The 12,762-nt window shown below is 36.9% G+C and carries 10 protein-coding genes; 5 read left to right on the forward strand and 5 right to left on the reverse strand.

The annotated features are described in order from the left end of the window. Nucleotides 1–2: 2 nt before the first annotated feature. The 4 genes from ACR9EA_RS14445 to ACR9EA_RS14460 all read right to left on the reverse strand — a co-directional run bounded on the left by ACR9EA_RS14445 (nucleotide 3) and on the right by ACR9EA_RS14460 (nucleotide 6,715). Nucleotides 3–2,393, reverse strand: coding sequence for a sodium-translocating pyrophosphatase (locus ACR9EA_RS14445; RefSeq protein WP_435134557.1), 2,391 nt, complete (start codon nucleotides 2,391–2,393; stop codon nucleotides 3–5). A 115-nt stretch (nucleotides 2,394–2,508) separates the two neighbouring features. Next, nucleotides 2,509–3,036, reverse strand: coding sequence for an inorganic diphosphatase (locus tag ACR9EA_RS14450; RefSeq protein WP_435134560.1), 528 nt, complete (start codon nucleotides 3,034–3,036; stop codon nucleotides 2,509–2,511). A gap of 141 nt (nucleotides 3,037–3,177) precedes the next feature. Then, a complete protein-coding gene (locus ACR9EA_RS14455; protein ID WP_435134563.1) occupies nucleotides 3,178–5,670 on the reverse strand; it encodes a DUF5686 family protein in 2,493 nt (830 codons plus the stop codon). A gap of 67 nt (nucleotides 5,671–5,737) precedes the next feature. Beyond that, nucleotides 5,738–6,715, reverse strand: a complete 978-nt coding sequence (locus ACR9EA_RS14460; protein ID WP_435134566.1) for a pyruvate dehydrogenase complex E1 component subunit beta — start codon at nucleotides 6,713–6,715, stop codon at nucleotides 5,738–5,740. Nucleotides 6,716–7,074: 359 nt separating this feature from the next. On the opposite strand from ACR9EA_RS14460, the gene ACR9EA_RS14465 reads away from it, so the two are divergent. The 5 genes from ACR9EA_RS14465 to ACR9EA_RS14485 all read left to right on the forward strand — a co-directional run bounded on the left by ACR9EA_RS14465 (nucleotide 7,075) and on the right by ACR9EA_RS14485 (nucleotide 12,318). Continuing rightward, a complete protein-coding gene (locus ACR9EA_RS14465; RefSeq protein ID WP_435134569.1) occupies nucleotides 7,075–7,821 on the forward strand; it encodes an electron transfer flavoprotein subunit beta/FixA family protein in 747 nt (248 codons plus the stop codon). Nucleotides 7,822–7,887: 66 nt separating this feature from the next. Continuing rightward, complete coding sequence (locus ACR9EA_RS14470) at nucleotides 7,888–8,850, forward strand: electron transfer flavoprotein subunit alpha/FixB family protein (RefSeq protein WP_435134571.1); 963 nt, start codon at nucleotides 7,888–7,890, stop codon at nucleotides 8,848–8,850. Between the two features lie 169 nt (nucleotides 8,851–9,019). Then, the gene (locus ACR9EA_RS14475; RefSeq protein ID WP_435134574.1) at nucleotides 9,020–9,631 is read left to right on the forward strand and encodes a bifunctional nuclease domain-containing protein; all 612 of its coding nucleotides are present in this window, start codon (nucleotides 9,020–9,022) and stop codon (nucleotides 9,629–9,631) included. A 21-nt stretch (nucleotides 9,632–9,652) separates the two neighbouring features. Continuing rightward, a complete protein-coding gene (locus ACR9EA_RS14480) occupies nucleotides 9,653–11,356 on the forward strand; it encodes a NupC/NupG family nucleoside CNT transporter (protein WP_435134576.1) in 1,704 nt (567 codons plus the stop codon). A gap of 137 nt (nucleotides 11,357–11,493) precedes the next feature. Beyond that, nucleotides 11,494–12,318 (forward strand): thymidylate synthase, encoded by an 825-nt coding sequence (locus tag ACR9EA_RS14485; RefSeq protein WP_435134579.1) that lies wholly within the window; start codon nucleotides 11,494–11,496, stop codon nucleotides 12,316–12,318. 36 nt (nucleotides 12,319–12,354) lie between these two features. Here ACR9EA_RS14485 and ACR9EA_RS14490 read toward each other — a convergent pair whose 3' ends face one another. After that, a complete protein-coding gene (locus ACR9EA_RS14490) occupies nucleotides 12,355–12,651 on the reverse strand; it encodes an isoamylase early set domain-containing protein (RefSeq protein WP_435134582.1) in 297 nt (98 codons plus the stop codon). Nucleotides 12,652–12,762 lie beyond the last annotated feature (111 nt).

The raw sequence follows: 12,762 nt of genomic DNA on the forward strand, positions 1-12,762 counted from the left end.
AATTAACGCTTATTTTTAATAATATTTATACTTTTTATGGCTGAAGCACCTCCTGGTTCTGCATCTATAGCCTCTAAAGCTGCTTTAACCTCTTCTTCTGTACCTTCAATAATTTGTTCTTCAATTACTATTTCTCCATCTTTTTCTGTTTCTGTTGTAATAATAGCTTTAGCTATACCGCCATCCGAATCAACTTCAACTTGAATGGTTTTTGAAGCTTCGGACGCATATCGACTTTCTGCTTGATGTCCCCCTAGAATAGGAGCAATTACTAAACCAACTAAACAGGTTAGTTTTATAAGAATATTCATAGAAGGCCCTGATGTATCTTTAAACGGATCGCCTACAGTATCTCCTGTAACGGCTGCTTTATGCGCATCGCTGCCTTTATACTCCATTTTTCCGTTAATTTCCACACCAGCTTCAAAAGACTTTTTAGCATTATCCCAAGCGCCACCAGCATTATTTTGAAAAATAGCCCACATAACACCGCTAACACAAACTCCTGCCATATAACCACCTAAAGGCTCTGCCCCAAAAATTAATCCAATAAGTATTGGGGTTACTATGGTTATTAAACCCGGAAGTATCATTTCTTTTAATGCTGCTTTAGTAGAAATGGCCACACATTTTGCATAATCAGGTTGCCCAGTACCTTCTAAAATCCCAGGAATTTCCTTAAACTGCCTACGTACTTCTTGTACCATTTCCATGGCTGCTTTACCTACCGATTGCATTGCCAAAGCCGAAAAAATAACAGGTATCATACCGCCTACAAACAGCATCGCTAAAACATCGGCTTTAAAAATATTTATACCATCTATACCCGTAAAAGTAACATAAGCTGCAAATAATGCCAAAGCCGTTAAAGCAGCAGAAGCAATGGCGAAACCCTTACCAACCGCTGCAGTGGTATTCCCCACAGAATCTAAAATATCTGTACGCTCGCGTACTTCTGGATCTAATTCACTCATTTCGGCAACACCACCAGCATTATCGGCTATAGGACCAAAGGCATCAATCGCCAATTGCATTGCAGTTGTTGCCATCATGGCCGAAGCTGCTAAAGCTACACCATAAAAACCAGCTAATTCGTAAGAGCCATATATTGCAGCTGCAAACAATATTACAGATAAAAATGTAGATTTCATACCTACGGCAAGTCCTGCAATAATATTTGTTGCAGCACCTGTAGAACTATTAGTAACAATGTCTAACACTGGTTTTTTACCCAAGCTGGTATAATATGCTGTTACCATAGAAATTAATGCACCTACAGCCAAACCAATACAAGATGCCCAAAACACATGCATTGACGGGATATTGACATAACCCTCGCCAAAAAATTTCATGTGCAATGTTTTTGGCAACATGTATTGAATAAGCACATAACTAGCAATAAGTGTTAACACTATAGCTACCCAGTTACCCGTATCTAAAGCTTTTTGAACTTGGGGTTCCTTGGCATTATTACTTGATATTTTCACTAAAAAAGTTCCAATTATTGAAGCCAGAATACCAACTCCAGCAATAACGATGGGTAAGAGAATAGGCCCCATATTATTAAAACTATCGGTATATGTCCCTAAGGTAGACATATCTTTAATCAGATAATTTCCCAATACCATTGCCGCCAATACCGTGGCCACATAAGACCCGAACAAATCGGCTCCCATGCCTGCAACATCACCAACATTATCACCAACATTATCAGCTATAGTTGCTGGGTTCCTAGGATCGTCTTCAGGAATACCAGCTTCAACCTTCCCTACCAAATCGGCACCGACATCGGCTGCCTTTGTATAAATACCGCCACCTACACGGGCAAATAGTGCTATAGATTCGGCTCCTAAAGAAAATCCTGCAAGGGTTTCTAAGGCCATTGTCATTTCATCATAAAAAGACCCTGAGCCTACAATAAATAATTTTATAAAGATGAAAAACAGAAAACTTAAGCCAAAAACGGCTAATCCAGCTACGCCAAGCCCCATAACGGTACCACCACCAAACGACACTTTTAAGGCTTGCGGCAGGCTGGTTTTGGCTGCTTCGGCTGTTCGTGTATTGGCTTCGGTAGCGATGCGCATGCCCACATTTCCTGCAAGTGCCGAAAAGATAGCACCAATAATAAATGCAGGTACAATCATCCAACTTGTGGTTTTTACCACTATGGAAATACCAAATAAAGCTATTGAGGCTATTATTACAAAAATTAAGAGCAGTTTGTATTCGGCATTTAAAAAGGCAAGTGCTCCTTCTTTTATGGCTTTAGATATACCTTGCATTTTATCGCTACCTGGCGATTGTTTTTTTACCCATGCCATTTTAGAGAACATAAACAGTAAACCAAGTACTGCGAGTACCATTGGGACAAAAATCATGTTTGATTCCATATTATATCAATTAGGTTAGTTATTAATCTCCTAAATGTAACAAAATCAGACAGAAATAAAAAACCCTTCTTGATTAGAGCAAAAAGGGTTTTGTAATATTTTAAAGATTTTATACTTAAATGGTATAGTTTCCTTTGGCTTTGTGTTCGCTATTTTCGTAACGCTCTACACATTTATCTAGAATTTCGTAAGCTTCTTTAGCATCGCCCCAACCGCCTACATCTACTTTTTTCTTTTCTAAATCTTTGTACACTTGAAAGAAGTGAGTGATTTCTTCTTTTAAATGCGGATTCATATCTGATAAATCCTCTAATTTATTCCAAATAGGATCTGATACAGGAACACATACAATCTTTTCGTCTGGTCCTTTTTCGTCAGTCATATGGAATACGCCTATAGGCTTCACCTCCATTACGCACATTGGAAATGTAGGTTCGCTACCTAACACCAATACATCTAGTGGATCGCTATCTAAAGCTAAAGTTTCTGGAATAAATCCGTAATCTGCCGGATACATCATAGAAGAGAATAACATACGGTCGAAACGAATTTTATTCAATTCGAAATCGTATTCATATTTATTTCTACTTCCTTTTGGAATTTCTATTAAAACATCGAAGGTCTTTTGTCCTTTTGGGCTCATAAATTACAATTTTAAAAGGAGCAAAAATACTGAACCCTTTACTTTTAGACAACTTAAATGTTAATTGATTTGTTAAAATAATGATTAGATAATACTGAGTATATTTCTAGGCTGAAGATTATACCATTTTTTTAAGTTGGTTTAAAAATAAAAACCAAATGTGCCTGTTACCCCAAAATCTCTGGCGTCTGGATTTTCGAGATAATTACCCCTAAAATTAAAATCGATTCTAAACACTTTAAAAATATTACCTATACCAAAACTATACTCGTAATAAACTTTATCTGTTGGCGCACGATACGTAATATTAGAGGCATTTAATGCGATGTTTTTTTCAGAAATATCGCCCCAAACCCCTCTAATTCCTATAATTTCCCTAAGGTTTAATTTACGAAGCAACGGGATTCGAGCAAATAACCGACCATTAAAATTATGCTCTAAATGTGCAGAAGCATAGGTATCTGTAATAAATTCGTAAAAATTTAATTGCGAAAAGGTATTATAGATTGAGAAATACGCTTGGTTTCCCGGAATAACACTTAACAAACCCAAAGGCACTTCTCCAAAAGTCTTTCCTGCCTCTATGGTGGTTAACAGTCTACCAAAACCACCCAATTGCCAAGGTTGGGTGTAAGAAAACTGAACCTTAGTATAATCGAAATCGCTTTGTAACAAATTCTTCTCGCCAATACTAATCTGTGCAAATAGGGTTGCAAAATTATCGTTTGCCCTTGCCCGTTCTACACCAAACCCCGTCATACGCCTATTGGGGAAACACGTTACAGACAAGGCCGTTTCGAACTGTTGTAGTTCTGATGCGATTTCGGTATACGAATCGTCTGTATAATAATCTAAATTAAACGTTGGCGATGCCGAACTTAATGTTCTATAATCTGCTCCCAGCCTAAATACAACGTTTTTTACAGGCTCTAGCTCGAACGCCAAACTAGTAAGTTCTATATGCGATAATTTATCGTTTGTACCTTTGGCAAATAATGCCGATGATGCTAAACTTCTCCCTAAAACATCTGTAGATGTGGTTAAACTAGCACCTATCTGTTCGATATCTTTGCGATGCCCTCCTGAAATGATAAACCGATTTTCTTTGTCGAGCAACCATTTTCCTGAAATACCATATTTCACTTTTTGGTCTTTAAAACCATAGGCCACAAAACCTTCAAGTCGCCATGGGTCGTTGGGGCCAAAATACGTACGTCCGCCTCCACGCACACGAATTCCTTCTACTTCATTAAACCCAAAAGTTGAATAAATGGAACCGTAATCTATATTCCATTTATCAATTTCTATATACCCCGATGCTAAAATTGTGGCGGCACCATATAGCATTTTAAATTTACTAACCGTTTGCAAAGTATCGAGCATTTTGTACACTCCTTTTTCATCTTTACTTAAGTCTTCCATACGATTAGCTTCCCAAAAGGCATCGTCTCTGTTATAGGTCTCTTCGTTATAATCAAACACCTCTTCCTTATAAAAATGCTCTTCCCGAGGTTTATCGAACACATAATTATCGTATAATGTTGTTCGCTTTCCGTACACCCCTCGTGCTTCTTCTTTCTTTCTGAAGGCAAAATCCGACATAAAATAATCGCGCTTAATAAGAAAAAGCGAATCGTTTAGCACATCGAACTCCTGCTCTATGTAAATCTCTTTTACCCAGTTTATATTGGCACTTTTAGAGGCCTGCATATTAATTTTTTTAATAGCAAAAGTTGTGTCGTTCACCCAAAAATCGCCTTTAAAAGTGAGTTCGTTTTTTCGTCGTGGGTAATATATTATGTTATAACACCATTTGTTTTCTATAAATGCACTATCGGCCAATACATAATTATAGGTATTTATACCAGTTTTTGAGAGTGGGCTCACAAAACTTTTTTCGAAAAATTTAAGATAATTGTCGTATACATCGTATTGCGAATACAGGTCTTTAATAAAATCTAAAATAAACTGATTGTTACTAAACCCCGACATTTTATTACCCTTTAATTCTTCGCGCTCTCTGCTATTACGATTATCGCCGTAAACCTTACTTGCAGATTCGTTAATAAATATTGGCAAATACGTTTTACCTGTAACATTAGAGGTGTCGACTTCTTCAAAAATAAATTCCATACCCTTAAATATTCTATTTTTGGTAAGGGTACTGTCTATGGTATTTAAATCGAATTCAATTTTTTCGTATTTATCGTATTCGTAATGATCGAATTTTCTGAGACCGTTACGGCGTTTGTGTTCCCAAATTTTACGCAGAATATCTATTGCAGGATTGTTTTTTTTAGGCTGTTTTCCCGAAACAATAACCACCTGATCTAATTCGGCAGCTTCCTCTTTTAAAACGACCTCAAGATTATAATTGGCACCGCGTTTTAAGGCAAGATCTTCGGTATGATACCCGACAAACGATACGGTTAAATACTCCCAAACCGCATCAGATTCCATGTAAAAACGGCCATCTTCGTTAGTAATTGTACCTTGCGACGACCCTTTAAAAATAACATTCGCGAAAGCTACAGGATCTTTATTTTCGTCGTAGACATAGCCGCTAACTTTGGTTTGAGCTAGTGTAGATAGGCATCCGAACAGGAAGAATATGAGGCTAAGTCTAAAATTCATAGTTAAAAAAAAACTTCATCAGCAAGAAATTATGTTGATGAAGTTTTAATAGTACAAAAAATATATTTTACTTGTATAGTACTTTTTTTACAGCTTTAACAACATCGTTACTATTAGGTAACCATTCTTCTAACAATACAGGAGAATATGGTGCTGGAGTATCGGCGGTATTAATTTTTACTATAGGAGCATCTAAATAATCGAAAGCTTGTGCTTGTACTTGGTAGGTAATTTCTGTAGATACGTTTCCAAAAGGCCAAGCTTCTTCTAAAATGACTAAGCGGTTTGTTTTTTTAACCGATTTCAGAATGGCATCGTGATCCATTGGGCGCACGGTACGTAAGTCTATAATCTCGCAAGAAATGCCTTCTTTTTCTAACTCGTCGGCAGCCTTGTAAGCTTCTTTAATGATTTTACCAAAAGATACTATAGTAACATCTTTTCCTTCGCGTTTAATATCTGCAACGCCTAACGGAATTGTGTATTCTCCTTCAGGAACTTCACCTTTATCTCCATACATTTGCTCGCTTTCCATAAAAATTACAGGATCGTCATCACGAATAGCAGCTTTTAAAAGTCCTTTAGCATCGTAAGGGTTAGATGGCACAACTACTTTAAGACCTGGTGTATTGGCAAACCAACTCTCGAAAGCTTGCGAGTGTGTTGCTCCTAACTGTCCAGCAGATGCTGTTGGCCCACGAAATACAATTGGACATTTAAATTGCCCGCCAGACATTTGTCTGATTTTTGCAGCGTTATTTATAATCTGATCAATTCCAACTAACGAGAAGTTAAAGGTCATAAATTCTACAATCGGTCTATTACCTGTCATGGTAGAACCTACGGCTATACCAGCAAATCCTAACTCTGCAATAGGTGTATCTATAACACGTTTTGCACCAAACTCGTCTAACATGCCCTTAGATGCCTTGTAAGCACCATTGTATTCTGCAACTTCCTCACCCATTAAAAAAATGCTCTCATCTCTGCGCATTTCTTCGCTCATGGCTTCGCAAACTGCTTCTCTGAATTGAATTGTTTTCATGTATCATTATTTATAAGAACAGCAAAAATAACAATAATTGAAAAACTTTCTATAAAAGATTTTTTAAAATTTTAACAAGTTTTGTTATTTCTAAACAAAGCTAAAAAATGTAGCACGTTCCTTACTTTTACTTTTCTGTAATTCTTGGTTAGAATGTTTAGTTTTCTTTATGAAGCTTCAATAATATTTATACTTAAACTTTATTGAAGCGCACATTGTTAATTCAATTTTCGAGGGTTTTCAGAAATCAAAAAATCAAGAAAATACAAAATATTTACTATGCATGCATAGTAAAATTAAAAAATAATTCAATAACTTCGTAACCAAGATAACTTTATACTTTTATAACAAACATAACTATGAAAATTTTAGTATGCATAAGTCATGTTCCCGACACGACTTCAAAAATAAACTTTACCGATGGCGATACGAAATTCGACACTAATGGTGTACAATACATCATTAATCCAAACGACGAATTTGGTTTAACCAGAGCCATGTGGTTTAAAGAAAAACAAGGCGCTAGTGTAGATGTAGTAAACGTAGGCGGCCCAGAAACCGAACCTACACTACGCAAAGCATTAGCCATTGGTGCAGACACCGCAATTCGAGTAAACACCGAAGCTACAGACGGCTATGCTGTAGCCGAGCAACTAGCCAAAGTAGTACAAGACGGCGGTTACGATTTAGTAATAGCCGGACGCGAATCTATAGATTACAATGGCGGCATGGTACCAGGCATGTTAGCAGCACTTACCAACGCTAATTTTGTAAACACTTGTATTGATTTAGAAGTAGATGGCACTAATGCTAAAGCGGTAAGAGAAATAGATGGCGGAAAAGAAACAGTGTCTACAACACTGCCTTTAGTTATCGGTACCCAAAAAGGTATTGTTGAAGAAAGCGATTTACGTATTCCGAATATGCGTGGTATTATGATGGCTCGTAAAAAACCATTAACCGTATTAGAACCCGTAGAAGCTTCAACAGAAACTGTATCGGTGAAATTCGAGAAACCGGCTCCAAAAGGCGCTGTTACTTTAGTATCTCCAGATAATTTAGATGAATTAATTACGCTACTTCACAACGAAGCTAAAGTCATTTAATCATTAAAAAAATCAATTATTAACAGTACACATGTTTAATCTTTAAACATGCTAAACCATAAAAACATGTCAGTTTTAGTATATACAGAATCCGAACAAGGACAATTTAAAAAAATAGCTTTTGAGGTGGCGTCTTACGCAAAAACTGTTGCCGACCAATTAGGTACAACCGTTACCGCCATTGCAATAAATGCTAACGATGCTTCTGCATTGGGCACTTATGGCGTTTCGAATGTATTACAGGTAAAAAACGATGCACTTAACACTTTTAACGCCAAAACCTATGCCGATGTCATTAAGCAGGCAGCCGAACAAGAACAAGCCAAAGTGGTAATTGTTAGCTCTAGTGCCGACAGTAAATATTTAGCACCGCTACTAGCTGTTGCGTTAAAAGCAGGCTATGCTTCTAACGTTGTTGCAGCACCATCTAGCGTAAATCCGTTTACTGTAAAACGCACAGCATTTACCAACAAAGCATTTAACGAAACCAGCATTAGTACAGAAGTTAAATTGGTAGGTCTTTCTAAAAACGCTTTTGGTTTAAAAGAAAACTCAACAACTGCCGAGGTAACAGAATTCTCACCTTCTATTTTAGATAATGGAGTACATGTAGAATCTGTAGACAAAGCCACAGATAAGGTAACGATTGCAGATGCCGAAATAGTAGTATCGGGTGGTCGCGGATTAAAGGGGCCTGAAAATTGGGGCATGATTGAAGAATTAGCCGATGTTTTGGGTGCTGCAACCGCCTGTTCTAAGCCTGTTTCAGATTTAGGCTGGAGACCTCATGGCGAACACGTAGGACAAACAGGTAAACCTGTAGCCGCCAATTTATACATTGCCATTGGTATTTCTGGTGCCATACAACATTTAGCAGGTATTAACGCATCTAAAGTGAAAGTGGTTATAAACACCGATCCGGAAGCACCTTTCTTTAAAGCAGCAGACTACGGTGTAGTTGGCGATGCCTTTGAAGTAGTACCGGCATTAATTGAAAAATTAAAAGCATTTAAAGCTCAAAACGCTTAATTTTTTATTAACTTGTAGTTATAAAAAAGACTGTTTAAAAGACTCCTACCCTTCTAATTTTAAATCTAAGATTTTAAGGAGTTCACCTATTTTAATCCTAATTTTAACAAAAAAAATTAAATAGGTTTGGTAAAGTCCTAATTTAAACAGTCTTTTGTGTTTTTAATTTATGAGCTTAGTTAGACTTAATATAAAAGGAATTTCTTACAGCCAAACACAAAACGGCGCTTACGCATTAATTCTCAACGAAGTAGACGGAGACCGTAAGCTACCTATTGTAATTGGAGCATTCGAAGCGCAATCTATTGCCATAGCTTTAGAAAAAGAAATTCGACCTCCAAGACCATTAACGCACGATTTATTTAAAAATTTCTCAGACCGATTCGACATAACCGTTAAACAAGTTATTATACATAAACTTGTAGATGGTGTATTTTATTCGAGCCTGATCTGCGAACGCGATAAAATTGAAGAAATTATAGATGCCAGAACTAGCGATGCCATAGCATTGGCCTTGCGTTTTCAAGCACCTATTTTTACCTACAAAAATATTCTTGATAAAGCAGGGATTTATTTAAAGGTCAATCCAGAGAAAGATCAGGAGCATCAACCAGATGTATTAGTAGAAGATTTGGTTACCGAAGATGCAGAAACCCCAATACATCAGGAAGATTACAAAGGCAAAACGCTTGAAGAACTCAACCGTTTGCTCGACGAAGCCGTGACCAACGAAGATTACGAGAAAGCTGCAAAAATTCGAGACGAAATTTCTAAACGCTAACCCCATCAACTACCATTGCGCATGAAACACTGTTTATTCGCCCTTACCTTTTTATTTTTTGGCTTATTACATTCAGCTTTTGCGCAAAGTATAGAAAAATTATGGAGCTTAGACCAAACAACCTCTACAGCTCAAGATTCCGTTAACAACATAGCATCGCTTCGGCTAAAAGACGGTGAGTTTTATATTAAACAAAAACATCAAGATAGTGTTTCAATTTCTGGAGACTATATGATCCAGAACAAATTATTGGTGTTTTATTACAACGCTCCTAAAGCAGACATTAAACATTATAAGATTACAGAACACACAGACTCTACTCTTGTTCTATCTGATAAATTAACAACCTACGCCTTTAAAACACCTATTAGCAATCGGCCAAGCGATATTGCTACTGCACCACAAAATACAATTATACCCAGCCAAGGGTTTTCTACAAAAAGTGTGTTACGTGGGCTATTAGGCATGTGCGTTTTGTTGGTGATTTGTTTTTTACTTAGCGCCAATAAAAAGGCCATAAATTGGAAAACCATAGGTATTGGCTTAGGTGCACAAATTATTTTAGCCATTGGTGTTTTAAAAATCGGTATCGTTCAGAATGCTTTTGAATTTGTTGGGAAAATTTTTGTGAAAATTTTAGAATTTACTCAGGCAGGAAGCGAATTCCTTCTCGGTGGTTTAATGAATGTTGATAGTTTTGGGTTTATTTTTGTGTTTCAAATTTTACCTACCATCATCTTTTTTTCTGCATTAACATCAGTACTATTCTACTTAGGGGTTATACAAGTTGTAGTTAAAGGTATGGCTTGGGTATTAACAAAACTCATGGGGATTTCTGGTGCAGAAAGCTTGAGTGTTGCCGGTAATATTTTTCTAGGACAAACAGAAGCTCCTTTAATGATTAAAGCGTATTTAGAACGCATGACAAAATCTGAAATCTTACTGGTAATGGTTGGCGGTATGGCTACTGTTGCTGGTGGTGTTTTGGCGGCTTACATTGGCTTTTTAGGAGGCGAAGACCAAGCTTTAAAAATATTTTATGCCAAACACTTACTCACCGCTTCTGTCATGGCTGCTCCTGGAGCTATAGTAATTTCAAAATTACTCTATCCGCAACAAGAAAAAATTAATGCAACAGTAGAAGTCTCTCAAGACCATATCGGATCTAACATTCTGGATGCTATTGCCAACGGAACGACAGAAGGCCTTAAATTGGCCGCCAATGTAGGAGCCATGCTTTTAGTGTTTGTTGCCTTTATTGCCATGATAAATTATGGTTTTGGCAAACTGGGCAATTTAGGCCAATTAAACCATTGGATTGCCACGCACACACCATACACCGCTTTCTCTTTAGAGTTTATTTTAGGTTATGTATTTTCGCCTTTAATGTGGATTATTGGTGTAGCGAAAGAAGACATGGCGCTTATGGGGCAACTATTAGGTATTAAACTTGCCGCTAGCGAATTTGTGGGTTACATACAACTTGCAGAACTTAAAAACATGGCCAACCCAATACATTTTAAATTCGAAAAATCTGTAATCATGGCTACCTATATGCTTTGTGGATTTGCTAATTTTGCTTCTATTGGTATTCAAATTGGAGGTATTGGTTCTTTAGCACCTGGTAAACGTAAAACTTTATCAGAATTCGGCATTCGCGCTTTAATAGGCGGTACCGTAGCTTCACTCTTATCGGCCACCATTGCTGGAATGATTATTGGGTAAGCTGCTTATCCATTTTAGTATTAAGCTGCGTATTACTTATTTAACGGCCCGTTAATAACTTTTCTGATTTTTAAGACATTGCCCACCAAAATTAACAGACGTATTCTGTACTTTTACCCACAGAAAAAGACGATGGCATGAAACAATATTTAGACCTTGTAAAACACGTTTTAGAAAACGGAAATGAAAAAGGAGATCGTACTGGTACAGGCACAAAAAGTGTTTTTGGTTACCAGATGCGTTTCGATTTAAGTGAAGGCTTCCCTATGGTTACTACTAAGAAACTTCACTTAAAGTCTATTATTTACGAACTATTATGGTTTTTGAAAGGCGACACCAATATTGAATATTTAACCTCAAACGGTGTAAAAATTTGGAATGAATGGGCTGATGACAATGGCGATTTAGGCCCTGTTTACGGACACCAATGGAGAAATTGGAACAGTGATGAAATCGACCAAATTAAAGATATTATTGAAACCTTAAAAACCAACCCGAACAGCAGACGTATGTTGGTATCGGCTTGGAATCCTTCGGTATTGCCAGATACTTCTAAATCTTTTGCAGACAATGTTGCAAATGGCAAAGCTGCACTACCACCGTGCCATGCTTTTTTTCAATTTTACGTCGCAAATGGCAAATTATCTTGCCAATTATACCAACGCAGTGCCGACATCTTTTTAGGAGTCCCTTTTAACATTGCATCTTATGCCTTGTTAACCATGATGGTGGCGCAAGTTTGTGGCTATAAAGCAGGAGAATTTATACACACTTTTGGTGACGCCCATATTTACAGCAACCATTTTGAGCAATTAGAACTACAACTTTCTAGATCGCCAAGACCGTTACCTAAAATGGTGCTAAATCCAGAAATAAAAGATATTTTCGATTTTAAATTCGAAGACTTTACATTACTAGATTACAATCCGCACCCTCATATTAAGGGTACAGTAGCTATTTAAAAAAAAGCATTTCAATTTAAAATTGAAATGCTTTTTTTATACGGTTAACACACTATTTTCTGCACCTGCAAAATCGTTCCACACTTGACCGTCGGCTTCGGCTTCGTTGGCATAACTTCCGTCTATTAAATACCGGAATTCGTAAGACGCATCCTTATCTAAACTTAACACCCCTTTAAAGGTACCATTTTTCAGCTTTTTTAATGGTTCCGCTTCTGGATTCCAACCGTTAAAACTTCCTACAACCACTACTTGTTCTGCATCTTCGGCAGGAACAGTAAATGTAACTTTACATACTGGTTTACTTTTTAAATATTGCTTAGAAATTGCCATATTATTTTAATTTAAATTTCTTACAAAAATACAAAAGTTTAACACGCCGAAGCGATTTAACACACTACAAGACAAATAATTATCGTTTTCTTAAAAATGAATTCATTTAAA

It is taken from the genome of Formosa sp. A9, from assembly GCF_051200825.1.
In the GTDB taxonomy this organism is placed as follows: domain Bacteria; phylum Bacteroidota; class Bacteroidia; order Flavobacteriales; family Flavobacteriaceae; genus Formosa.